General features: G+C 66.4%; 18 protein-coding genes and 1 pseudogene. 12 read left to right on the top strand and 7 right to left on the bottom strand.

Features of this window, described 5'->3' with window-relative positions:
* Window positions 1-180: 180 nt before the first annotated feature.
* On the top strand, window positions 181-741 hold the full coding sequence (locus tag EWM63_RS01420) for a PEP-CTERM sorting domain-containing protein (RefSeq protein ID WP_229487670.1): 561 nt from the start codon (window positions 181-183) through the stop codon (window positions 739-741).
* 198 nt (window positions 742-939) lie between these two features.
* Here EWM63_RS01420 and EWM63_RS01415 read toward each other — a convergent pair whose 3' ends face one another.
* Genes EWM63_RS01415 through EWM63_RS01400 form a run of 4 tightly spaced genes read right to left on the bottom strand, consistent with a single transcriptional unit; the run spans window position 940 to window position 6,612 of the window.
* The gene (locus tag EWM63_RS01415) at window positions 940-2,307 is read right to left on the bottom strand and encodes a sigma-54-dependent transcriptional regulator (protein ID WP_130190109.1); all 1,368 of its coding nucleotides are present in this window, start codon (window positions 2,305-2,307) and stop codon (window positions 940-942) included.
* Window positions 2,308-2,323: 16 nt separating this feature from the next.
* A complete protein-coding gene (locus tag EWM63_RS01410) occupies window positions 2,324-4,240 on the bottom strand; it encodes a sensor histidine kinase (protein ID WP_130184953.1) in 1,917 nt (638 codons plus the stop codon).
* A 35-nt stretch (window positions 4,241-4,275) separates the two neighbouring features.
* Entirely contained in the window at window positions 4,276-5,274 is a 999-nt protein-coding gene (locus EWM63_RS01405; RefSeq protein ID WP_130184952.1) for a porin, read from the bottom strand.
* A 39-nt stretch (window positions 5,275-5,313) separates the two neighbouring features.
* Window positions 5,314-6,612: a dicarboxylate/amino acid:cation symporter gene (locus tag EWM63_RS01400; protein WP_130184951.1), complete on the bottom strand. Its 1,299-nt coding sequence runs from the start codon at window positions 6,610-6,612 to the stop codon at window positions 5,314-5,316.
* Between the two features lie 320 nt (window positions 6,613-6,932).
* On the opposite strand from EWM63_RS01400, the pseudogene EWM63_RS32245 reads away from it, so the two are divergent.
* The 9 genes and pseudogenes from EWM63_RS32245 to EWM63_RS01355 all read left to right on the top strand — a co-directional run.
* Window positions 6,933-7,694: pseudogene (locus EWM63_RS32245) on the top strand (LysR substrate-binding domain-containing protein); the annotation flags it as partial.
* A 448-nt stretch (window positions 7,695-8,142) separates the two neighbouring features.
* Entirely contained in the window at window positions 8,143-9,156 is a 1,014-nt protein-coding gene (locus EWM63_RS01390; protein WP_229487669.1) for an aromatic ring-hydroxylating oxygenase subunit alpha, read from the top strand.
* 9 nt (window positions 9,157-9,165) lie between these two features.
* Window positions 9,166-10,611: an aldehyde dehydrogenase family protein gene (locus EWM63_RS01385; protein WP_130184949.1), complete on the top strand. Its 1,446-nt coding sequence runs from the start codon at window positions 9,166-9,168 to the stop codon at window positions 10,609-10,611.
* 22 nt (window positions 10,612-10,633) lie between these two features.
* Window positions 10,634-12,028 (top strand): FAD-dependent oxidoreductase, encoded by a 1,395-nt coding sequence (locus tag EWM63_RS01380; RefSeq protein ID WP_130184948.1) that lies wholly within the window; start codon window positions 10,634-10,636, stop codon window positions 12,026-12,028.
* Window positions 12,029-12,037: 9 nt separating this feature from the next.
* The gene (locus EWM63_RS01375) at window positions 12,038-13,363 is read left to right on the top strand and encodes an NAD(P)/FAD-dependent oxidoreductase (RefSeq protein ID WP_130184947.1); all 1,326 of its coding nucleotides are present in this window, start codon (window positions 12,038-12,040) and stop codon (window positions 13,361-13,363) included.
* Window positions 13,360-13,743 (top strand): EutQ-related cupin domain-containing protein, encoded by a 384-nt coding sequence (locus EWM63_RS01370; protein ID WP_130184946.1) that lies wholly within the window; start codon window positions 13,360-13,362, stop codon window positions 13,741-13,743. The genes EWM63_RS01375 and EWM63_RS01370 overlap by 4 nt, the downstream gene beginning before the upstream one ends.
* Window positions 13,744-13,782: 39 nt before the next feature.
* Complete coding sequence (locus tag EWM63_RS01365; RefSeq protein WP_130184945.1) at window positions 13,783-14,952, top strand: MFS transporter; 1,170 nt, start codon at window positions 13,783-13,785, stop codon at window positions 14,950-14,952.
* 140 nt (window positions 14,953-15,092) lie between these two features.
* Complete coding sequence (locus tag EWM63_RS01360) at window positions 15,093-16,679, top strand: BCCT family transporter (protein ID WP_130184944.1); 1,587 nt, start codon at window positions 15,093-15,095, stop codon at window positions 16,677-16,679.
* Window positions 16,680-16,770: 91 nt separating this feature from the next.
* Entirely contained in the window at window positions 16,771-17,979 is a 1,209-nt protein-coding gene (locus EWM63_RS01355) for a putative porin (RefSeq protein WP_229487668.1), read from the top strand.
* 24 nt (window positions 17,980-18,003) lie between these two features.
* Here the strand turns inward: EWM63_RS01355 and EWM63_RS01350 are convergent, their stop codons facing one another.
* The gene (locus EWM63_RS01350) at window positions 18,004-18,567 is read right to left on the bottom strand and encodes a sugar O-acetyltransferase (protein WP_130184943.1); all 564 of its coding nucleotides are present in this window, start codon (window positions 18,565-18,567) and stop codon (window positions 18,004-18,006) included.
* 111 nt (window positions 18,568-18,678) lie between these two features.
* On the opposite strand from EWM63_RS01350, the gene EWM63_RS01345 reads away from it, so the two are divergent.
* Both EWM63_RS01345 and EWM63_RS01340 read left to right on the top strand, forming a co-directional pair.
* A complete protein-coding gene (locus tag EWM63_RS01345) occupies window positions 18,679-19,452 on the top strand; it encodes a DeoR/GlpR family DNA-binding transcription regulator (protein WP_130184942.1) in 774 nt (257 codons plus the stop codon).
* A 52-nt stretch (window positions 19,453-19,504) separates the two neighbouring features.
* Window positions 19,505-20,650: an MFS transporter gene (locus EWM63_RS01340; RefSeq protein ID WP_130184941.1), complete on the top strand. Its 1,146-nt coding sequence runs from the start codon at window positions 19,505-19,507 to the stop codon at window positions 20,648-20,650.
* Window positions 20,651-21,095: 445 nt separating this feature from the next.
* On the opposite strand, the gene EWM63_RS01335 is transcribed toward EWM63_RS01340, so the two are convergent.
* Both EWM63_RS01335 and EWM63_RS01330 read right to left on the bottom strand, forming a co-directional pair.
* Window positions 21,096-22,457 carry a hypothetical protein gene (locus EWM63_RS01335; RefSeq protein WP_130184940.1) on the bottom strand — a complete coding sequence of 454 codons (1,362 nt, stop codon included), beginning with the start codon at window positions 22,455-22,457 and terminating at the stop codon, window positions 21,096-21,098.
* 262 nt (window positions 22,458-22,719) lie between these two features.
* A complete protein-coding gene (locus tag EWM63_RS01330; RefSeq protein WP_130184939.1) occupies window positions 22,720-23,265 on the bottom strand; it encodes a gamma carbonic anhydrase family protein in 546 nt (181 codons plus the stop codon).
* Window positions 23,266-23,281 lie beyond the last annotated feature (16 nt).

Here is a 23,281-nt window from a genome sequence, read left to right as displayed (position 1 = left end):
TCCGATAGTGAAGTTGAGACTTCAGTTTAAGACGATCGGATGGTGAAGTCAACGCTTCACTAATGCGGCTTGCCATGCCGAAGTCGGCCTCAGCAATGATTGCGAATCTGCAAACATTGTAAATCCGTGGTAACTTGCCCGCCTGATGTCAGGTTGTAATCAATAACTCCAGGAAAAAACGTGAACAAAACTACCCATATCGCTGCACTCGCACTGATGGCTGCCGCCATCGCACCAGCAGCTCACGCAGCACCACCGAGTGCCGTGTGGATCGACATCCAGTCGCCCGCCACGTCGGGCTTCACGGTCGGCTCCTCGCAGGTGACATACGGCCCTGTTGCTGCCGATCAGGTATGGGTCTATGACGGTGCCAACATCACGCCGCAAAATGCCGCGAACATCGAAAACATCATCGAGACGCAATTCAACTTGCCAGGCACGGGTGTCGGTTCGCTGGTTCTCGTGGGGCAGAACGATTCGCAATCGAGCAATTCCTTCACGCTCACCAAGGCGACCAGCTACCTGGCCATCCATTACGGCCGCGGCGAGCTGCTGTTCCACTGGGATACGCCGCTGGCTGCCAACACCGTTTTCCAGATCAACAACCTGCCGCGCGGCATCAGCAACTTCCGTGCTTTCGACACCATCGCCGCGCCGGTACCTGAACCATCGACCTACGCGATGATGGTTGGCGGGCTGGCGCTCCTCGGCTTCGTGGCCCGTCGCCGCAAGCAGGCATAAGCACCAACAGCAACGAACAGCTGGATCGAACAGGGCGGATGCGATGCGCCGGATGCCATGGCAAGCATGAGCTACGGGAATCGCGTCCGCTAATACCTGGAGTCTGCAGGGGGGCGAAGGCGGCCCTGCACGGGACGGCAGATCACCATACGCGGCCTGTCATCAGCGAAGCATTCTGGATGAACGAATCGTTCCGGCCTAGCGGTAATCCTCGGCCACCAGCCCGTATTTCTGCATCTTGTGATACAGCGTCTGCTTGGGCAGCGCGAGGGCGGCACAGGCGGCGCCGACATTGCCGGCCGCGTCGCGCAAAGCCAGTTCGATGAGCGCGCGTTCGAACGCGCTGACCTGGTCCGCCAGCGAGGCCGCCCCGATCCCGGTGCCCGCGCTGCCCGTGGTATCGGGCGTCGCGGCGATGCCGGGCAGGGCGCCGCCCAGCCCCAGCACGTAGCGGTCGGCCGTGTTGCGCAGTTCGCGCACGTTGCCGGGCCAGTCGTGCCGCATCAGCGCCTGCATGTCCGCGGCGGGCACCATGGGAACAGGGCGAGAATAGCGGCTGGCCGCGTCGAGCATGAAGTGTTCGAACAGCAGTGCGATGTCCTCGCGCCGCTCGCGCAGCGGCGGAATCCGCAGCACGATCAGGTTCAGGCGGTAGTACATGTCGGCGCGGAATTCGCCCGTCTTCACCAGCGCCTGCAAGTCGGCCTTCGACGCGGCGATCACGCGCACGTCGACCGGCAGCGGCTGGACCGAGCCCAGTCGCTCGATATAGCGCTCCTGCAGCACGCGCAGCAGCTTGACCTGCATGGCCAGCGGCAGGCTCTCGATCTCGTCCAGGAACAGCGTGCCCTTCGACGCATGCTCGATCTTGCCCACCTGGCGCTTGGCGGCACCCGTGAACGCGCCGGCCTCGTGGCCGAACAATTCGCTTTCAAAGATCGTTTCGGGGATCGCCCCGCAATTGATGGCCACGTAATGGTTGCGCGCCCGTGCGCTGAACTCGTGCAGGCAGCGCGCCACCAGTTCCTTGCCGGTGCCCGTCTCGCCGTAGACCAGCACGTCGGCGGGCTGGCTGGCCACCTCGAGGATCTGGCGGCGTAGTTCGCGCATGGCGGGCGCGTTGCCGAGCAGCGCGGCATCGATGCCCTGGCTGTGCGCCAGGCGCTCGCGCAACTCGTGCACTTCCAGCTGCAGGCGGCGCTTGTCGGCCGCGCGCCGCACCACGTCGGCCAGTTGCGCGGACGAGTAGGGCTTTTCAATGAAATCGTAGGCGCCGTCGTGCATCGCCTGCACGGCCATGGCGATGTCGCCGTGGCCGGTCACCAGGATCACCGGCAGGCCGGGATCGATGGCGCGCGCGGCGGCCAGCAGTTCCAGCCCGCTCATGCCGGGCAGGCGCACGTCGCTCACCAGCACCGCCCGGCAGTGCGCATGCAGCAGCTCGCGCGCCGGCTCGGCGCTGTCGAAGGCGCGCACGGCAAAGCCGGCCAGATCGAGCGCCTGGGCGCTGCCCTCGCGCACGGCGGCGTCGTCCTCCACCAGGATCACTTCCATCGTCGTCTCCATCGTATTGTTTTTTATCTCATCCATCGTGTTTGACCGATGCGGGTTTGAGTTCGATGACGAAGCATGCACCGGTGTCGGCCGGCTCGGCGCGCAGGCTGCCGCCGAAGTCGCGGATGATCTGTTCCGAGATCGCGAGGCCGAGTCCCAGGCCTTCGCCCTGTGGCTTGGTGGTGTAGAACGGCTCGAACAGGTGGCCGCGCGCTTCGTCGGACAGGCCGGGGCCATTGTCGGCAACGCGGATCAGCACCGCTTCGGGCGTTCGCGCCACGCTCACGGCCAGTGCGCGGGGCGCACCGCGCTCCAGCGTGCCGAGCGCGTCGAGCGCGTTGCTCATCAGGTTCAGCAGCACCTGTTCCAGGCGGTTGCTGTCGCACAGGGCGTAGATGTCGGCCGGCGGGATGTCGAGCGTGAACGCCACCTTGTCCAGCTCCAGGCGGCGCTCCACCAGCACCAGCGCGTTCGAGATCGCGGTGTGCATGGAAGCGGGCGCCAGGTCGGCGCTGGACTTGCGCGCAAAGCTCTTCAGCTTGCCCGTGATGCCGCCCATGCGCGCCACGATCTGCGAGATCTTCGCCAGGTTCTGCCGGGCCTCGTCCATGCGGCCCCGCTCGAACAGCAGCACGGCATTGTCGGCCATCGTGCGCAATGCCGTCAGCGGCTGGTTCAGTTCATGCGTGATACTGGCCGACATCTGCCCCAGCACGGCCATCTTGCCGGCCTGGTACAGCTCGTTCTGCGTGCGATGCAGCTGCTGCTCGGCCTGGCGCCGCACCGCCATCTCGTCCATGAGGCTTTGCGTGGTGTGCGCCAGCCGCGACGTGCGCTCGGCCACCATGAGTTCCAGGTTGTTGTTGGCATCCTGCAGTTGCGCCTTGGCCTTCAGGCGCTGCCGCACGTACAGGAAGAGCAGCAGCAGGAAGCCATATGCCACGCAGGCGAACAGCGCGGCCGCGCGGGCGCTGGCGCGCACCTGGCTCAGGTCGGACAGGTGGATGAACGTCCACTGGCGCGGCGCCAGCGAGCGTGTCTGCATCAGCAGGCGCGGCGCGTTTGCAGCACCGGCTGTGGCACCATCGGGGCTGCCGATGGCCACCACGCGCGTGCCGTCGCCGCGCGGCTCGTCCTGGGCGATGCGCAACGGCGGCAGGGGAAGGTGGTGGTACTGGCGCGTCTGTTCCAGGTGGGCGCGCACGCCGGCGGAGAGGGGGCGCAGCGTGCGGTATTTCCAATCGGGTGCCGACGACAGGAACAGCACGCCGTTCGCATCGGCCAGCATCACCTTGTCCGCGCCCTGTACCCAGCCGCGTTCCTGCTCTTCGATGTTGACCTTCACGACGGCCACGCCCAGCATGCGCCCGGCGCGGTGCACGCCGCGCGCATAAAAGTATCCAGGCTCGCCGCTGGTGGTGCCCACGCCGTAGAAGCCGCTCGGGCGGCCGCGCAACGCGTTTTGCAGGTAGGGCCTGAAGCCGATGTCGTCGCCCACGAAGCTGCCTTTCTGGCGCCAGTTGCTGGCCGCCAGCGTGCGGCCCTTCAGGTCGACGATATAGATGATGCGGGAGCCGGCCTGCCGGCTCAGCCGCTCCAGGTAGTCGTTCACTTCCTGGCGGCGCGCGCCATCGGCCGGATGTTCCAGCAAGGCCAGCACGTCCTTGTCCAGCTCCAGCATGTGCGGCAGGAAATCGTATTTGTCGAGCAGGTTTTCCAGGCTGGCCGCATACACTTCGAGGCGCTGGGCGCCGGCGGCGCGCAGCTTTTCGGTGTTCACTTCCTCGGTCCACCAGTAGGCGGCATACGCCAGCGCTACCCCGCCCGCCAGCGCCGCGCACCAGGCCAGGCGCGCAAGGCGACGCCGCCGCGGACGGGGCGCGGACGGCCGCGAGGCGGGCGCCTGGCTGGCCGGACTGGCGATGGGGTCGAACGGGGCTGGCATCGCGGCCACTATAGCAAAACCGGCGCCCCCGTCCTTCAGAACGTGTGCCGGAAACCGAGGTTGAAGGCCGCGTTGCCGCGGCCGTCGTCGGTGGCATTGCCCACCTTGAACGCGGCGCCATTGTCGTTGTCGATATGACCATAGGCCGTGTACACGTCGGTGCGGCGCGACAGCGCATACAGGTAGCCCACGCCGAACTGGCGCGCATCGCGCCGCGCGGCCGTGCCGTCGTCGTGCCGGACGGCGGAGAGCAGCACGCGGTGCGGGCCCGCCGTCCACGTCATGCCGAGCAGGGCATCGCGGCTGCCGGCGCCGCCCACGGCGCGGGCGCGCACGTAAGCGGCATGCGCGGTGATGGCGCCCAGCGTGTAGCGCGCCGCCAGCAGCGTGTTCTTTGCATGGTCCGGCAGCAGCGCATCCTCGCGGCGGTGGTGGGCCAGCACCACGGCCAGCGGGCCGGGCGCATAGCTCAGCGAGGCGCTGATCACGCGCTTGCGGGTGGCGTCGCCCGCCACCTCGCCGGCGCCATATGCCATGTCCGCCGACCAGCCGGCCACCTTCGGCGTGGCGTACACCACCGAATTGTCCATGCGGCGGAAGCCCGAGATGATGTTCATCGCCTGCCCGGCCAGGCCGTCGCAGAACGGATCGGCCACGTCGCGCAGCGCCTTGTAGTAGGGCGACAGCTGGCGGCCGGCGCTCACGCTGCCGAACGCGCCGGACAGGCCCACCCAGGCCTGGCGGCCGAACAGCACGCCGCCCTGGCCGGACGTGCCGGTGTCGAGGTTGAAGCCGCTTTCGACCACGAAGTTGGCGGACAGGCCGCCGCCCAGGTCTTCCGTGCCCTTGAAGCCCACCCGGGAGCCGGAGGCCACGCCGCCGCCCAGGCCCATGCTGCTGCCATCGGGCGTGCCGGATTCCTTCACGAGGCCGGCGTCGACGACACCGTACACTTTGACCTGGGATTGGGCGTGGGCTGGTACGTGGGCGGCCGCGCAGGCCAGTGCCAGCGCGGCGGTTACTGCTTGTTTCATGGGGTCTCCCCTGTTGTTATGTGATCGGGTATGCGTGGTTCAGGCGGCCTGGATGCCGCGGGATGGGTCGCGCTGTTCTTCGCGTTGTTCCTTCCCTTCCTGCGCCGGGTCTTCCAGCGCGCCTTCCCACTTGGCCACCACGGCGGTGGCCACGGCGTTGCCGACGGCATTCGTGGCCGAGCGGCCCATGTCGAGGAACTGGTCGACGCCCATCAGCAGGAGCAGGCCGGCCTCGGGAATGTTGAACTGCGTGAGCGTGGCGGCGATGACCACGAGCGATGCGCGCGGCACGCCGGCCATGCCCTTCGAGGTCAGCATCAGCAGCAGCAGCATGGTGATCTGCGTGCCCATCGACAGGTCGATGCCGTAGGCCTGGGCGATGAACAGCACGGCGAACGTGCAGTACATCATCGAGCCGTCCAGGTTGAAGGAATAGCCCATCGGCAGCACGAAGCTGGAGATGCGGCGCTGCACGCCGAACTTGTCCAGCGCAACCAGCAGCTTCGGATACGCGGCTTCCGAGCTGGCGGTGGAGAAGGCCAGCAGGAACGGTTCGCGGATCAGGCCGACGAGGCGGAACACGCGCGGTCCCAGCGCCAGGAAGCCCGCGCCGATCAGCAGCAGCCACAGGCACAGCAGGCCCAGGTAGAAGCCGCCCATGAACTTGGCGAACGTGGCCAGGATGCCCAGGCCATTGGTGGTGACGACCGACGCCATGGCGGCAAACACGGCCAGCGGCGCCATGTTCATGATCGAGCCGGTAATGCGCAGCATCACCTGCGCCAGCTCGTCCACCACGCCGAGCAGCCGCTTGCCGGATTCACCGAGCGCGCCCAGCGCGGAGCCGAAGAAGATCGAGAACACCAGGACCTGCAGGATCTCGTTGTTGGCCATCGCCTCGATCGGCGACTTGGGCACCACGTGCGTGATGAAGTCCTTCAGCGTGAAGGCGGCGGTTTTCAGGCCGGTACTGGCATCGGCGGCGGGCAGCGGCAAGCCGAGGTTCGTGCCGAGCTGCATCAGGTTCGACAGCACCATGCCCAGCGCCAGGGACACGAGCGAAGCCATCAGGAACCAGCCGAAGGCCTTGGCGCCGATGCGGCCGGCGGCCTTGCCGTCCGCCAGGTTGGCGATGCCGACGGTCAGCGTGGAGAACACCAGCAGCGCGATGATCATCTTGATCAGGCGGAGGAAGATGTCCGTCACCAGCGAAATGTGACCCGAGATTTGGGTAGTCATCGCCTTGTCGGGAATGGCGGTGTGACAGGCATAGCCGACAGCGATACCGAGCAGCATCGCGATCAGGATGTAAAGGGTAAGAGGGCGCTTTTTCTGCATTGCAGTCTCCGTTTTTAGAAACCGCGGCAGGCCACCGCGGGTGGCTCGTAGATAGCAAGCGCTGTGCCAATCCGGTTGGCAGGGCTAAGTGCTTGTCTTTATTGGAATATTTTCCAGGCAAGAGGGCGTGGCGTATGAAGAATTGGACGGGATTTCGCGGCCGTGTCCAAGAGTTTGGACGCCGTGGCGTGGCGGGGCATACGGACGCCGGCAGCGACACGGTGCGTTCCGCGGTGGGGGCGTGATGCGCTGCACATCCTTTGCCGCCTGATGGCGCGTGGTATCTTAAAAAAAACAACCATACCGAGACACGCGACATCATGAAGATCGACCCGATGCCACCCCTGAACAGCCTGGTGGCGTTCGAGGCGGCCGCCCGCCACCTCAGCTTTACCGTTGCGGCCGCGGAGCTGAACGTCACGCAGGGGGCGATCAGCCGCCAGGTGCGGCTGCTGGAAGACTACCTCGGCACCCCGCTGTTCGAGCGCACCACCCGCCGCATCGTCCTCAGCTGCAAGGGCGAGGAGTATTACCGTTCCGTCCACGACGCGCTGACGCAACTGGCGCGCGCCACCGGCGAGGTGCGCCACTGGAAAGGCGCGCAGCAGGTCACGGTGTTCACCAGCACCGCGCTGGCGTCCATGTGGCTGTTGCCGCGCGTGGCGCAATTCCAGCGGGAGCATGAAGAGATCGAACTGCGCATCATCGCCAACGACCAGGCCAGGGATTTCAGTCGCCTCGACTGCGACCTGGCCGTGTTCTTCTCCGGCCGGCCGCCCGAAGGCATCCGCGCGACACCGCTGTTCGCCGAGGAGATCTTCCCGGTCTGCAGTCCCGCGTACCTGGCAAAGCACCCCGGCCTGGCGGGGCCCGGGCAGCTGCACGACGGCACCTGGCTGTGGCTGGAAGATCCGCAAAGCGGCTGGATCGGCTGGCCCGAATGGTATCGCCGCGTGGGCCTGGCGCCGGTCGAGCCGCGCCGGCGCATCAACATCAACAATTACGCGATGCTGATCCAGTCGGCCGTCGCCGGCCAGGGCATCGCGCTGGCGTGGGCCAACCTGGTGGACCGGCACATCGAGACGGGCGCGCTGGTGCGCCCGGTCGACACGGCGCTGCGGACGAACGGCATGTTCTACCTGCTGGAACCGGAAGACCGGGGGCCTGGCGGCACAGTGTGCGGCGCTTCCGCGCCTGGCTGCTGGAGCAGGGCGCCACCGTCGATTCATGACAAAAACTCACAAATAAGCGTCCAAAACTCGTTTGTCGATGTTCCCCTGCAGCCCGAAACTAGGTGCCACAACACCTGGGCATTCGGGCCCGCAGATAAAGGAGATCGACATGAGCACTACCCCTTCCCGGCACATCGCATTCCACAAGCTCGAAGACGTGCTGCGCCCGATCCACGAGGCCAGCGGCCTGGGCAACGAGTTCTACACCGGGCAAGCCGCTTTCGAGCTCGAACGCGACCAGGTGATGGGCAAGACCTGGGCCTGCGTGGGCTTTGCCAGCGACCTGCCGAAGAACGGCATGGTGAACCCGGTCGACTTCATGGGCCTGCCGCTGCTGCTGATGCGCAACCGCGACGGCGTGCTGCAGGTGTTCCACAACGTGTGCAGCCATCGCGGCATGAAGCTGGTCGAGCAGCCCGGCGAAGTACAAGGCGTCATCCGCTGCCCGTACCACTCCTGGACGTATGACCTGAACGGCGGCCTGAAGGGAACGCCGCATATCGGCGGCATCAACCAGCACAAGGATGAACGCTTCGCCTGCGAAAAGCATGGCCTGAAGCCGATCCGCAGCCAGGTCTGGATGGACATGGTGTTCGTCAACCTGTCGGGCGACGCAGCGCCGCTGGAAGACATGCTGGCGCCGCTCACCGAGCGCTGGTCGCGGTTCCTCGGCCGCGACGGCATGGGCCTGCTGCGCCGCAAGGGCAGCGGCGACGCCACCAGCATCGAGGTGAACTGCAACTGGAAGCTCGCGGTGGAGAACTATTGCGAGGCCTACCACCTGCCGTGGGTGCATCCGGCGCTGAACAGCTATTCACGCCTGGAAGACCATTACAACATCCTGTTCGCCGGACACTTCGCGGGCCAGGGCAGCTATGCCTACAACCTGTCGGACGTTGCGGGCACCAATCTGCCCACGTTCCCCGACTGGCCGCAGGACCAGCTGCGCAACGCCGAATATGTGGCTTTCTTCCCCAACGTGCTGCTGGGTATCCAGGCCGACCACGCGTTCGCCATGCAGCTGCAGCCGATCGCGCCGGGCAAGACCATCGAACACCTGCGCCTGTTCTACGTGGGCGACGAGGCGCTGGACGACAAGTACGCCGCCTGCCATGCCGCCGTGCTGGAAGCGTGGCGCGTGGTGTTCGCCGAAGACGTGGCCTCGGTCGAGGGCATGCAGAAAGGCCGTTCCTCGCCGGGCTACCAGGGCGGCGTGTTCTCGCCCGAGATGGACGTGCCCACGCACTATTTTCATCAATGGGGCGCGCGCCAGCTGCTGGCCGCGGCGCAATCCGGCGCGGCCGCGGCCTGAGGAGCGGCCATGTTCCCGATAAAGCCGCACTGGCTGAACTATATCGATGGCGAATGGTGCGACAGCACGCGTTCGCTGACCGTCGACAATCCGGCGACCGGCGAGCCGCTGGCCACCATCGCGGAAGCGGGCAGGGACGACGCCGAGCGCGCGCTTGCGGCGGCACGCCGCTGCGCCGACCGGGCGGAGTTGACCCGCGTACGCCCTGCGCAGCGCGTCACCTGGCTGCTGCGCATCGCCGACGAAATCCGCGTGGTGGCCGACGAGGGCGCATGGGTGCTGTGCCACGAAAACGGCAAGAGCCTGCGCGACGCCAGGGATGAATTCACCGAAGCGGCCCGTTATTTCGAATACTACGCCGGCGTGGCCGACAAGATCGAGGGCACCTCGATCCCGCTGGGCGACGGCTACATGGACTTCACGGTCTACGATCCGATGGGCGTATCGGCCCAGATCGTGCCGTGGAACTTCCCCGTGTCGATCTGTGCCCGGTCGCTGGCGCCGGCACTGGCCGCCGGCAACGCGGTGGTCGTCAAATCGCCGGAACTGTCGCCGCTGGGCATGTGCGTGCTGTTCGAGGCGATCGCCAGGGCCGGCTTGCCGAAAGGCGCCGTGAACCTGCTGTGCGGCCCCGGGCGCCAGGTCGGCGCGCACCTGGTGGAGCACCGCCACGTCGATCAGATCGTGTTCACCGGCTCGGTGGCCACCGGCCAGTCGATCCTGCGCGGCGCTGCGGCGCGCGCCATCCCAAGCGTGATGGAACTGGGCGGCAAATCGGCCGCGCTGGTCTTCGCCGACGCCGACCGCCAGCAGCTTCTCGACAGTGTGAAGAGCGGCATCTTCTTCAATGCCGGGCAGGTGTGTTCCGCCATGTCGCGCCTGCTGGTGCAGCGCGCCGTGTACGACGAGGTGGCCGATGCCGTGGCCGCGCTTGCCGATGGCCTGCGCATCGGCCCCGGCTGCGAGAACCCCGACCTGACGCCCGTGATCAGCGCCGGCCAGCTCGAACAGATCGAAACGATGTGCCGCAAGGCCGTCGATGACGGTGCGCGCCTGGCCGCCGGCGGCGCCGCGTGCCGCGAACGGGCCGGCTGGTTCATGCAGCCGACCGTGTTCCGCGATGTAGCGCCGACCATGCGCATCGCCCAGGAAGAAGTGTTCGGCCCGGTGCTTGCCGTGATCCCGTTCGACACGGAAGAGGAAGCGCTGGCCATTGCCAACGGTACCGAGTTCGGCCTGGTCGCCGGCGTCTTCACGCAGGACATCAGCCGCGCCATGCGCTGCGCGCGCCGGCTGAAGGCGGGCCAGGTGTTCGTCAACGAGTGGTACGCAGGCGGCATCGAGACCCCGTTCGGCGGCGTGGGCCTGTCCGGCTTCGGCCGCGAAAAGGGGCAGGAAGCGCTGTACAGCTACGTGCGCACCAAGAACATCGGCATCCGCGTGGCCGGCGAATAAACAGCAGCAGGAGGAGACGATCATGAAAACATGGCTGTGCATTATCTGTGGCCTGGTCTACGACGAGGCCAAAGGCTGGCCGGAGGACGGCATCGCGCCGGGCACGCGCTGGGAAGACGTGCCGGACGACTGGCTGTGCCCCGACTGCAAGGTGGGCAAGGCGGATTTCGAGATGCTCGATGTCAGCGTGCCGGTGGCCGCCGTGGCCGCGGCGCCATTGCAGGAGAAGGCAGTAACCGCGGCAGTCGCGGCGGTGGTGCCGCGCCAGCCGGTCGTCATCGTCGGCAGCGGCCATGCCGGCTACGGGCTGGCCGCCGCGCTGCGCAGGAACGACCCGACCGCCGAGATCCGCGTGGTGACGGCCGATGACGGCTTCGTGTACTCAAAGCCGGCGCTGTCGATCGGCATGGCGCAGGGCAGGGCGGCGGATGCCATGGCGACCGAGTCGCCGCTGGCGATCGAACAGCGCCTCGGCATCCGCGTGTATCCGCATTGCCGCGTGGAGCGCATCGATGCCCAGGCCCGCCGCCTGCAAACCAGCCTGGGCGAGATGACCTACGGCCAGCTGGTGCTGGCCTGCGGCGCGCGGCCCGTGCGGCCCGCCATCGACGGCGAGGCGGATGCGGTGCTGAGCGTGAACGACCTGCAGGAATACCGCCGGTTCCGCGAGCGGCTGGCTGGCGCGCGCCGTGTCGCCATCCTGGGCGATGGCCTGATCGGCTGCGAATTCGCCAATGACCTGGCCGCCGCCGGCATCGAGGTCACCGTGGTGGGGCTGGGCCGCTGGCCGATGGAACGCCTGCTGCCGGCGCAAGCCGGGCAGCGGCTGCAGGATGCGTTGTCGGGCCTCGGTGTCCGGTGGCGCCTGAACACAACGGTACGGCGCATCGACCGCGCGGCCGATGGCTATCGGCTGGCGCTGGCCGACGGCCGGCAGGTCGACGCGGACCTTGTCCTGTCGGCGATCGGCCTGCGCGCCGACGTGTCGCTGGCCGCGGATGCCGGCATCGCCACCGGTTGCGGGATCCAGGTCGACGCGCACCTGCGGACGTCGCAGCCCGGCATCCACGCGCTGGGCGACTGCATCGAGATCGACGGTTGCCTGCTGCCCTACCTGACGCCGATCAACCAGGGCATCCAGGCCCTTGCCCGCACGCTGCTCGGCCAGCCCACGGCCGTGGCGTACCCATTGATGCCGGTGACGGTCAAGACGCCGGTAATGCCGTTGTGCCTGCTGGCCCCGGCACCCGGTACGGCCGGCGCATGGCAGTGCACACCGACCAGCGATGGCCTGCAGTGCGCCTTCCACGATACGCAAGGCGCGCTGCGCGGCTTCGTATTGCTGGGTGCCGCGGCGCAGGCCCAACGCAACGCCTTCCTGCAAACCTGCCAGCAAGATCAACGCGCCGCCGCCTGAAAGCACATCATGACCAAGCACATCAATCTTCCCTTCGACGACGGCGGCTGCGGCTGGTATGCGGCCCTCGCCCCGCGCCCGGCCGTGCGGCGCCTGCAAGGCAGGCAGCAGGCCGACTATGCGGTGATCGGTGCCGGCTTCGCCGGCCTGGCCGCCGCGCGCCGGCTGGCCGAACGGCTGCCCGAAGCGCGCATCCTGCTCGTCGATGCCCAGCGCGCCGGCTTCGGCGCCTCGGGCCGCAATTCCGGCTTCGTGATCGACCTGCCCCACAAATTCGCGTTGGAGCATCCCGATCCGGCCCACAAGCAGCGCCTGCTGCGGCTGAACCGGGCCGCCATCGCGCAATTGCAGGGCCTGATCGAGAAGCACCGCATCGACTGCCAGTGGTCACCTGCCGGCAAATACCAGGGCGCGGTCGGGCCGCGCGGCCAGGCTTACCTGGACCATTTCGAACGCCTGCTGGGCGAACTGGGCGAGCCGTTCCGCCGCGCCGGGCCGCAGGAGCTGAAGGCCGTGCTCGGTACCGATCACTACAGCGATGCGATCTTCACGCCCGGCTGCTACCTGATGCAGCCGGCCGCGCTCGTCACCGGGCTGGCGCGCTCGCTGCCTCCCAATGTCGAGCTGCTTGAAGAGTCGCCGATCCGCCGGCTCGAGCGCGGGCAGGGCGGCTGGACACTGCATGGCGACGACGGCAGCATCGCCACGCCCACGCTGCTGCTCGGCACCAGCATCTTCACGCAGGAATTCGGCTACCTGCGCAACCGCCTGCTGCCGGTCATGACGTTCGCCAGCTGGACGCGGCCGCTGACAGATGCCGAACTGGCGCGCTACGGCGGGCAACTCGACTGGGGGCTGACGCCGGCCGACCACGCCGGCACCACCGTGCGCATGACGCAGGACCGCCGGCTTATCATCCGCAACACGTACAAGCACGTGCCGCGCTATGGCCGCAGCACCAGCGATGCGATGCGCGAGCAGGTGCGCGCGAAACACCGTGCCGCCTTCCTGGCCCGCTTCCCGCACCTGGCCGACGTGCCCTTCAGCCATACGTGGGGCGGGGTGTACGCCATCTCGCGCAACTTCACCAATTTCTTCGGTGAGCTCGACCAGGGCGTGTACGCCACGGCCTGCGACAACGGCGTGGGTGCGGCCTGGGGCACCATCTCCGGCACGCTGCTGGCCGACCGGGCGATCGGCGCCGGCTCGGAACAGTTGCGCGATATCGAGGCCGTCACCGGCATGCCCTCGCGTAATCCGCCGGAGCCGTTCCTCGGCATCGGCGTACGTTCGCGCATCCAGCTGGCGGCCTGGTCGAGCAGGAGCGAGCTGTGAGCCCGGTTGCCAAGGCAGGCACGGCGGGCAAGCGCCCCGTGGTGCTGGTCGACCACGCATCGCTCGACTACACGCAGCGCGGCGGGCCACCTGGCGCCGCGTGGGTGGCCCGCGCGGTATCGAACGAGGTATCGCCCCATATCGGCTTCGGCTTCGCCCGATGGGAGGGGGCCGGGGTGGAATGGACGGTGCTGTACGACGAGCTCATCTTCGTGATCGAAGGCGTCCTCGAGCTCCAGGCCAATGGCGAGCCGTTGCGCATCACGCCGGGACAACTGGCCTGGATACCGGAAGGCACCGAACTGGTGTATGGCGGACACGCGCTGTTCGGCTACGTGGTGCGCCCGGCCAACTGGAGGGAATTGCATGAGCTCGCCTGAGGGCATGCCAGGTGCCGGCAGCACCAAGGGAACGTGAACATGGCGGCCACCGGCAAGACCTTCGGCGCGCTCTACCTGTCCGCGGCGCTGCTGCAGTTCGGCGCCACGCTGCTGATTTCCCACCTCGCGCTGCGCCTGGGCGCCGGCGGCGCTACCGAAGTATGGATCGGCGCCTTGATGGCGGCCAACGCGCTGGGCATGGCGATCGGCGGGAGCGTGGGCCACCTGTTCATCGAGCGGTTCGGCCACGTCCGGCTGTTCGCGGCGGGTACCGGCGTCATGGTGGCTGCGGTTCTGGCCCATGAGCTTGGCGCGGCGCTGTCGTTCTGGATCGTGCTTCGCGTCGTCGCCGGCATGGCGCTGATGACGCAGGTGATTGTGCTCGAAAGCTGGCTGAACGACCGTGCGGACGGGCCGCGGCGCGGCCGGGTGCTGGCGGGCTACATGATCGCGACCTACGCCGGCATGATGCTGGGGCAGCTCGGCGTCGCGCCCGGTGGCGGTGCGGACGGTGGCGCCGTCATCGCGGTTGCCGTCGCGTTCGCCTGTTGCGTGGTGCCGGTGGCGATGACGCGCACGCCGGCGCCGGCTGTGCCGCCGCAGGGGGGCATCACGTTCGGGCGGATCATGCGCCGCGTGCCTCGGCCGCTCGCCATTGTCCTCGTGTCCGGCATGCTCAACGGCAGCTACTTCGGTTTGGCGGCGATCTACGCGGCGCAGCATGGCATGAGCGCTGCCGGTACGGCGATGTACCTGGCGTGTCCCGTGGTGGCTGGCCTGCTGGCGCAGTTCCCGCTGGGCGTGCTGTCCGGCCGCCTGCCACGGCCCGTGCTGGTACGCGGCATGGCGATAGCACTGGCGCTGGCCAGTGCGGTACTCGGCACGGGTCAGCCCATGCCCTTCGCAGTCCTGCTGGGGTTCGCCTGCTGCACCGGTGCGCTGCAGTTCTGCCTGTATCCGCTTGGCGCCGCGTGGGCGAATGGCCTGGTCGAACCGGGAATGCGCGTGGGCCTGGCCGGCTTGCTGCTGACCACCTTCGCCGCCGGCTCCTGCATCGGGCCGCTGCTGGCAGGAGCGTGGATGAGCGGAGCCGGCGGCTCGAGCCTGTATTGCTTTTTTGCGGCTTGCGCCGTCGCGCTGTTCGTCGCCGCAGGCAGGGCAGGGTGGCCGGCAGCGCCATCGGCCTCGCCGATTCATGACAAAAGCTGATGACTCGACGATTTTTCATGATTTGTCGTTGATGCAATGCGGTCCGAAGATGGCTACCAGCCATCGGCCTTCGCCGCGCTGAATTTCCGCACCAGACGGAAAGCGCGCGGCGACCTATAGTGAACAACAATGGAGACAATATGAAGCAGATCGCCTCAGGCCTGTCCACGGCCACACCCGCGGCTACCCGCACGGAAGTCCGGTTACCCACGGACTTCAACATCGAAGTGCTCGGGCTGAAGATGCACAGGGTCATTTTCCCCCTCTCGATTCTCATCGTGCTGGCGCTGGTGTCCGGCGCATTGTTCGACCCGCCGGCCGCCGCCGCGGCGCTGGAGGACATCAAGACGGCAACCCTGAAACACCTGGACTGGCTGATCATGATCGGCGGGAACGTGATGGTGCTGTTTTGTGCCGTACTGGCGGTCTCCCCTTATGGAAAGATCCGGCTGGGCGGCAAGGATGCCCGGCCCGAGTTCCGCACCCTCTCCTGGTTCTGCATGATGTTCGCCGCGGGCATGGGTGTGGGGCTGCTGTACTGGGGCGTCGCGGAACCGGTGGCACACTACACGGCGTGGTTCGAGACACCATTCGGCATCGCCAGCCGCACACCCGAGGCGGCACATGCGGCGATGGGCGCGACGATCTTCCATTGGGGCTTCCATCCGTGGGCCATCTACCTCACGGTGGCCATCGTGGTCGGCTACTTCTCGTACAACAAGGGCCTGCCGTTCTCGCTCAGCTCGGGCCTGCAACCCCTGCTCGGCAAGGCGCACAAGGGTCCGATCGGCCACGCCGTGGACATCTTCACCGTGGTGCTGACCGTCTTCGGCCTGGCGACGTCGATCGGCCTGGGCGCCATGCAGGCGACCGCCGGCATCACCCACGTGCTCGGCCTGCCGAACACGATCATGCACCAGATGCTGTTCATTGCCGTCGTCACGCTGCTGGCCGCTATATCGCTGTGGCGCGGCCTCGATTCCGGGCTCAAGCTGCTCAGCAACATCAACATGCTGCTGGCACTGTTGCTGTTTGCGATCGTGGTGGCCGGCGTGGGCGTGATGGCGTTTTCTTCGGGCGTGCTGGGCACGACGATCGACTTCGGCAGGTACTTCCTCCCGTTGAGCAACTGGATCGGCCGGACCGACCAGGACTGGTACCACGGCTGGACCGTGTTCTACTGGGCATGGTGGTGCACGTGGGGCCCCCTGGTCGGCGTGTTCGTGGCGCGGGTGTCGAAAGGCCGCACGCTGCGCCAGTTGGTCGGCGTGGTGCTGCTCGCGCCGACGGCCGTGGCCATTCTATGGTTCACCGCGTTCGGTGGCGGCGCCATCGCCAGCGTGGCCTCGGGAACCGGCGCACTGGCCAGCGGCACGATGAACGTCGACATGGCCATCTTCCATTTCCTTGAAACGCTGCCGATGTTCGGCGCCACGTCGATGCTCGTGGTGGTGCTGCTGGTAATCTTCATGGTCACTTCCGTCAACTCGGGCGCCATGGTGGTCGACAGCCTGGCCGCCGGCGGCGATACGGACACGCCGGCCGCGCAACGTGTCATCTGGCTGCTGATGATCGCATTCGTGACGGTGATCCTGTTCGTCATCGGCGACAATACCGCCCTCAAGGCCATCCAGGCCGGGGCGGTCGCCATGGGGCCGCCCTTCATTGCCCTGATGCTGTTGCTCATCGCCGGCTTCGTCAAGGCCATCGCGAACGAGCCGCGCTGACCTGTTCGCGGACGAATCACCTCTCCGCGAAAGCTATCGGGACAATCAACGTTACGGAAGGCCGGTGCCCAGGGCACCGGGGAAGAACATCATGATCAGCATTCGACTCCGGCGCGCATGTGCCGCCGCCGTGCTGGGCCCCGCCATGCTGGCGGGCGGCCACGCCCACGCGGACGAACCCGCATCGCCGCTCACGATCGGCGGCGCGATCCGCTTCAATTATGTGCACAAGGGCTGGCAGCCGGAGAAGCCGCGCGGCTTCGTCGGCCTCGATACCGCGCGCATCGAGGTCAAGTATGACGACGGCACCCGTATCGCCTCGGCCCAATACCGCTACAACCGCTTTCCGGAAGGGCAGGGCGGCTACTGGCAGCACTTCCTGCATCACGGCTGGGTGGGCCTGCGCTTCGCCGACCGCAGCACCCTGCAGGCGGGCGTGACGAAGGTGCCGTTCGGCCTTCTGCCGTTCGCGTCGAACAACTTCTACGAGTCCATCGCCTTCTATGCCGGTTTCGAGGACAAGTACGATGCCGGCATTTCCTATGCCAGCGCCCCCGGCAAGCTCGAATGGCAGCTGGCCTTCTTCCCGCGCGATGGCGGTTCCTATGGCGGCGGCGACAACACGGCGCCGGCATCGAACCGCTACTCGTACAACATCGTGCGCGACGATGACGAACACGGCTATGGCACGGGCCAGCGCGACAGCGAGCGCAACACGCTGGTCGCCCGCGCCGCATGGCAGGCCGATACCGCCATCAAGCAGGAATTCGGCGCGTCGGTGCTGGGCGGCGACATCCGCAACGGCGCCGGCGAGAACACGCGGCGCCATGCCTTCGCCATCCACTACCGCGCCACGCCCGGGCCGGTGACCGTGATGCTGCAGGCGATGCGCTACCGCTACAAGACCCGTCACGCGCCCACCGAGACCTATGGCGGCCTGGATGCCAACAGCTTCGTGATGGTCGGCGGCTTCGGCTACCCGTATCCGGTGGCGACGAAAGGGGACATCTATATCGCCAACGTGAGTCATGACATCGCCGGCACCGTCGGGCCGTTCGGCGGCTTCAAGGTGTACAACGACTACAGCGCGCTGCACAAGCGCATCGGTGGCTACGGCCCGTCGCGACAGAACGTGACCGGCCTGTCCTTCTCGGCGGGCAAATGGTTCTTCCAGGCGGACCTCATGCTCGGGAAGCACCATCCCTACCTGTCGCCCGATTTCGGCGGACTGGCCTCGACCGCCGGGCAGCACGACAGGTATTCCCGGCGCATCAACCTGCAGGCGGGTTACTATTTTTGACCCGGCGCGATGCGCGTGCCGGTGTCAGTCGGCGCGGCGGCCGGCCAAGGGCCGCGCCGGGTTGCCCGCGACCGTCACGCCAGCCGGCACGTCGCGCGTCACGACGCTGCCCGCGCCGACCAGCGCATTGTCGCCAATCGTCACGCCGGGCATGATCAGCGCGCCGCCGCCGATCCACACATTCCTGCCGATGCGCACCGGCCGGCCGAACTCGAGCCCCTGCGCGCGCAATGCCGGATCGCGCGGATGGTCGGCGGTGAGAATCTGCACGCCCGGGCCGATCTGCGTCATGTCGCCGATCTCGACCTCGACCACGTCGAGGATCACGCAATTGAAATTCAGGAAGACACCCGCACCGAGCCTGATGTTGTAGCCATAGTCGCAGTGGAATGGCGGGCGAACCACGCAGTTCGTGCCGACCTCGCCAAATCCTTCGCGCAGCAGTTCGCCATAGGCTTCGAGGGAAATGTCCTGGCCCCCGTTATACCGCCGCATCCAGTCCCTTGCCGCGGCCTGGTCCGCCTGTATTTCGGCATCGCCGGCGTAATAGAACTCGCCAGCGAGCATTTTCTGTTTTTCCGTTTTCATGTTCGACCTCGCAGTTGACGTGGCTCGACAGTCTTCGGAGCCACAGGTTTGGCTGAAGTGTACAACAACGTACAAGTTTACTTTGACGTTTGTAGACGATATGATCCACTCATGAGCGATATTCCCATTGCCCGGCGCGACGTCATCCTCCACCGGCTCGACCGTGGACTGCCCGTGGTCGCAGCCGACCTCGCTCTGGAGTTCGGCGTGTCGGAAGCGGCCATCCGGCGCGATCTGCGGGCGCTGGCGGCCGAAGGGCGCTGCCGCCGCGTATATGGCGGCGCCTTGCCCACCTCGCCGGCATCCGCGCCCATGGTCGTGCGCGTGGATGAAGCGCGCGAGCGAAAGCAGGCGCTGGCGCGCGTGGGTGCGTCGCTGGTGCAACCGGGCCAGCTTGTATTCCTCGACAGCGGCAGCACCAACCTTGCGGTCGTGCCGTGCCTTCCTGCCGGCAGCGGCATCACCGTGGCCACGAATTCGATCGCGATCGCGGCGGAAGTGGCCAGGCGCGAAGACCTGCAACTGCTCATGGTCGGCGGCTTCGTGGACCGGCACGTGGGCGGCAGCGTCGACGCGGCGGCGATCGCCATGGTGTCGTCGCTCAACGTCGATCACTGCTTCATGGGTGCCTGCGCCGTGTCTTCCGTAACCGGCGTCAGCGCGTTCAGCATGGCCGATGCGCTGTTCAAGAAGGCGCTGGCGCTGGCGGGCCACCACACGGTGATACTGGCCACGAGCGAAAAACTGGAGACGCGCGCGCCGTACCGGATCTGCGCCGTCGGCGAGATCGACCACCTCGTCGTCGAACATGATGCGCCTGACGAACCGGTGCGGTTGCTGGCCCAGTGCGAGACGACCGTCCTGCGCGCCGCGGCGCCGCCCTGATCGACGACATTTTCGACCTCATTTTCCACATTCTTCAACCGTCATTCACACCATGCACCTGCCTTCCGCCGACAGCCCCGCCAGCCGCCTCGCGACGCGCTTGTTGTTCCTCGTTGCCGGCTTCGGCTATTCATGCTGGGCGCCGCTCGTGCCGTTCACCAAGGCCAGCCTCGGGATCGACGAACACGTGCTCGGTCTGCTGTTCCTCTGCATCGGCACGGGTTCCATCGCCGCGATGGCCGTGACCGGGCCGCTCACGGCGCGTTTCGGCAGCAAGCCGGTCATCGTCGGCAGCGGCTTCGGTTTCGCGGCATCGCTGGCGCTGCTGCCGCTGTCCGACACCACGTTCACGCTCGGGCTGAACCTCGCGGCGTTCGGCGCAACGCTGGGCGCGCTGGACGTGGCGATGAACCTGCATGCCGTGGAAGTGGAGCGTGCGGCCGGCAAGCCCTTGATGTCCGGGTTCCACGCCCTGTTCAGCATCGGCGGGTTCTCCGGCGCGGCGCTGATGACGTTGCTGCTGTCGAAACGCTTCGAACTCCTCGACAGCACCCTGTTCTGTGCGTCGCTGATGGTGGTGCTCATGATCCTGGCAACGCCGCGGCTGCTGCGATCGGGCGAACGGAAGGAGGGGCCGCTGTTCGTGCTGCCGCGCGGCCTGGTGCTCGTCATCGGCGCACTGGCGTGCATCACCTTCCTCGTCGAAGGCGCGCTGCTGGACTGGAGCGCGCTGCTGATCACCGACAATGGCCTGTTCCCGGTTGCGCAGGGCGGCCTTGGCTACATCTTCTTTTCGGTGGCGATGACCGCCGGCCGGCTGACCGGTGACGCCATCGCCAGCCGCATCGGCGACCACAAGACCATGCTGTATGGCGGTGGCATTGCGCTGGCCGGGTTCGTGGTGCTGCTCACCGCGTCGACCGGCGCCATCGCGCTGCTGGGCTTCGTGCTGATCGGCCTGGGATGCTCCAACATCGTGCCGGTGCTGTTCCGGCGCGCCGCGGCGCAGAAGGCCATGCCGCCGGGGCTCGCGATCGCGGCCATCTCGACCACGGGCTACGCGGGCATCCTTGCCGGCCCGGCCGGCATCGGTTTCGTGGCCAAGGCCACCGGATTGCCGGTCGCCTTCTGGATGCTCGCCGGCCTGCTTGCCCTCGTGCCCTGTTTCGCCGGCGTGGTCACGGCAGATCGGCATTGATGGTACGGCCCCCGCTGAACACCCGAACTGAGAACTGCAACACTGACTAGAGCGAATAAAGTTGGTCGGAGCAGGCCCCTGCCAGTCGCCAACCCAATGGTGGCGGTAGGCATGCTCATGTACAGTGGCCCTGCTTCTGGCCGGTTTCGGCCAGGAGCAGACACTGGCACATTCACTCCAACAATCAAAAGCTCCTCACCGAGCTCACTTGCAGTTTATAGCTCACTTGGTAGAGCTGGGCTCACCCGTCAATAAATTTATCGGAGAACTGCATGTCGTGCTATCGCTTCGTCGTCCTCAAAAAGGACCGCAGCTGAACGGCAATACATCGAGGGTGGCGCTGCCGATACGTGAAAAGACCACCTGTGTTACATAGCTTTTGCCACTCAAAATTGTCTGCCTCCGCCAGCGAGTTCGGCAATCGTTCGGGCGTCACCCCCGGTGATCACCACAGCATTGGTCTATCCCAGCTTTTCCAGAACACCCAGCGCTGGACTTCGCGGTGCGCGCCGGTGCCGATCTGCCATGGTTCGGCACCCGGCGCATCCAGCGCAAAGGTGCACAGGAAGCCGGCATAGGTCGCGACGATCAAGGTCTTGCCGTCCATCGAAATCGCCATGGCGGTCACCGTCGAGCCGATGTACTGTTGCCAGCGCTGTTCGCCGGTATGGCTGAAGGCACGCACATAGCCGTCCGCGTCGCCGATGATGAATTCATCGCCGCGGTGCACCGCGGCGTACACGCGGGCGCCCTCCTGCAAGGTGGGCGTGCGCGGATCGTCGGCGTAGTAGTCGGTATCGAGGCCGGGAAGATCCTTCACCGCTACCCCGAGAGTGGCGCCGCTGTAGAAGTGGCAGGCATTGAAGATCGCCATGCTGCTGTCACTGCTGAACAAGGCAAAGTGCGGATATTCGCTCACCGGGCCGATGCGCGCTACCGGCTGCAGGTCGGCATCGAGTACCCAGTGGCGGTCGGACTGGCTGCCCACGCCGATCCAGCGGCCGTCTGGCGACATCGCGCCGTGCGCCATCGCCAGGCTGACTGGATATTCGTCCACGTCCGCGTCCTTACCCTCGGCTTCGTCCCGTGCTGCGATCTCCACCTGCTCGAGCTCCTCGCGCGTTGGATACACACGCCGCGCCCCGTCCTCCGCCAGCACGAACACGCCTTCCCCGCTGACCAGCAGCACGCGCTTGCCATCCGGGAAAGGGATGAGCTGCAGGGGTGTCGGGTGCGCGTCGAACGGTGCAGGCGCAACGCCGTCCGGCAAGTCTTCCCGGCCGGTCGGCCAGGCCAGACGCGCCACTTGCGGCCCGTGCCAGCCATCGGTCAGCACCACCCCATCCTTGTTCGCCAGGGCCAGATAGCGCCCTGCTGGGCATTGGCCGAAAAACTCGACATCCGGGACGCGCTCAACGCGCTCGCCGACGATATGCAGTACGTACCCGCCCTCATACCAGGTGCCAACGCGCGCCAGCATGCTGTGGTCATTCAGGCAGGCGAGCGCACTGATGGCAATGGCCTCGTCCGACAGCAAGTCGATCAATGGTGCATGTGCAGGCGGCCAGTCCCGGCGAAACGCAGCGCGGTCGGTGGCGCTGGCACCCGGTGCATTGGCAGCTTCCAGCGCCGCCCGCCAAGCCGGCAGCGTCTCGTCCAGGCTCACCATCGACGGTTCCTCGCCGCAGGCATCCCAGCCCTCGGCCAACCCTTTGGCGACATACGCATTGATCGCGGCAACGTAGCGTGTTACCACGAGCCGCCACTTGCGTTGAGCCGTCATTGAAGTAGTACTCAGCTCGTTCATTGAACTCCTTGGTGTGCTGTCATCAAAAAATCAACCGCGTGCACTGCGGTGTACTCAAGTGTACCGCGATGAACTGTTACAACGAAACACCCCCTCAAAGGTGAATGCCGTTCACCTGAACGAAAACGCCGTCATTCCCGCGTAGGAAGGATGAAGGCGTTTCCTTTTAACTGAACGGCATTACCGGCTCAACTGGACTATTCCACAAGGTCCGCTTTTGGTTGCGGATTTGATCGGCGAAAGCGGCCATTACCGACCAACTTTATTGTCGGCGCCGCGCAGCTTGCAGGTAGTTGTCCTTGACCCGCACGTAGTGCTCGGCCGAATAGCGCAGCCAGGCGATTTCCTCGACGGTCAGGGCGCGCACTTTCCTGACCGGCCGGCCAACATAGAGGAACCCACTCTGCAGCGTCTTGCCAGGCGGGACAAGGCTGCCGGCACCGATCATGGTCCGATCTTCGATGATCACGTCGTCCATCACGATACTGCCCATGCCGACCAGGCATTCGTTACCGATGCGGCAACCATGCAGGATCACCGAGTGGCCCACGGTAACGTAATCGCCGATGTGCAGGGGCGAACCCTGCGGTTTCGCCGGGGTCCGGTGCGAGACATGGCCCATCGAGAAATCCTGGATGTTGGAACAACATCCGATGATGATGTCGTTGACGTCGCCGCGCAGTACGGCATTGCACCACACCGAGCTGCCGGCACCGAGGCGCACGTTACCGATCACTTGGGCCGTTTCATGGATATAGACACCCTCGGCAAGTTGTGGAGCGACATCGAGATAAGACGATAAGGGCATATTGATGAGACAGTTT

This window comes from Pseudoduganella lutea, from assembly GCF_004209755.1.
Classification (GTDB): domain Bacteria; phylum Pseudomonadota; class Gammaproteobacteria; order Burkholderiales; family Burkholderiaceae_D; genus Rugamonas; species Rugamonas lutea.
This window is presented reverse-complemented; position numbering and strand designations above follow the sequence as displayed.

Excerpts from the sequence above, each read along its gene's own strand:
- EWM63_RS01360 (WP_130184944.1), top strand. The coding sequence starts at position 15,093 with ATGAAGCAGATCGCCTCAGGCCTGTCCACGGCCACACCCGCGGCTACC.
- EWM63_RS01400 (WP_130184951.1), bottom strand. The coding sequence starts at position 6,612 with ATGCAGAAAAAGCGCCCTCTTACCCTTTACATCCTGATCGCGATGCTG.
- EWM63_RS01335 (WP_130184940.1), bottom strand. The coding sequence starts at position 22,457 with ATGAACGAGCTGAGTACTACTTCAATGACGGCTCAACGCAAGTGGCGG.
- EWM63_RS01350 (WP_130184943.1), bottom strand. The coding sequence starts at position 18,567 with ATGAAAACGGAAAAACAGAAAATGCTCGCTGGCGAGTTCTATTACGCC.
- EWM63_RS01415 (WP_130190109.1), bottom strand. The coding sequence starts at position 2,307 with ATGGAGACGACGATGGAAGTGATCCTGGTGGAGGACGACGCCGCCGTG.
- EWM63_RS01385 (WP_130184949.1), top strand. The coding sequence starts at position 9,166 with ATGTTCCCGATAAAGCCGCACTGGCTGAACTATATCGATGGCGAATGG.
- EWM63_RS01410 (WP_130184953.1), bottom strand. The coding sequence starts at position 4,240 with ATGCCAGCCCCGTTCGACCCCATCGCCAGTCCGGCCAGCCAGGCGCCC.
- EWM63_RS01365 (WP_130184945.1), top strand. The coding sequence starts at position 13,783 with ATGGCGGCCACCGGCAAGACCTTCGGCGCGCTCTACCTGTCCGCGGCG.
- EWM63_RS01330 (WP_130184939.1), bottom strand. The coding sequence starts at position 23,265 with ATGCCCTTATCGTCTTATCTCGATGTCGCTCCACAACTTGCCGAGGGT.
- EWM63_RS01390 (WP_229487669.1), top strand. The coding sequence starts at position 8,143 with ATGGTGAACCCGGTCGACTTCATGGGCCTGCCGCTGCTGCTGATGCGC.
- EWM63_RS01375 (WP_130184947.1), top strand. The coding sequence starts at position 12,038 with ATGACCAAGCACATCAATCTTCCCTTCGACGACGGCGGCTGCGGCTGG.
- EWM63_RS01345 (WP_130184942.1), top strand. The coding sequence starts at position 18,679 with ATGAGCGATATTCCCATTGCCCGGCGCGACGTCATCCTCCACCGGCTC.
- EWM63_RS01340 (WP_130184941.1), top strand. The coding sequence starts at position 19,505 with ATGCACCTGCCTTCCGCCGACAGCCCCGCCAGCCGCCTCGCGACGCGC.
- EWM63_RS01355 (WP_229487668.1), top strand. The coding sequence starts at position 16,771 with ATGATCAGCATTCGACTCCGGCGCGCATGTGCCGCCGCCGTGCTGGGC.
- EWM63_RS01405 (WP_130184952.1), bottom strand. The coding sequence starts at position 5,274 with ATGAAACAAGCAGTAACCGCCGCGCTGGCACTGGCCTGCGCGGCCGCC.
- EWM63_RS01380 (WP_130184948.1), top strand. The coding sequence starts at position 10,634 with ATGAAAACATGGCTGTGCATTATCTGTGGCCTGGTCTACGACGAGGCC.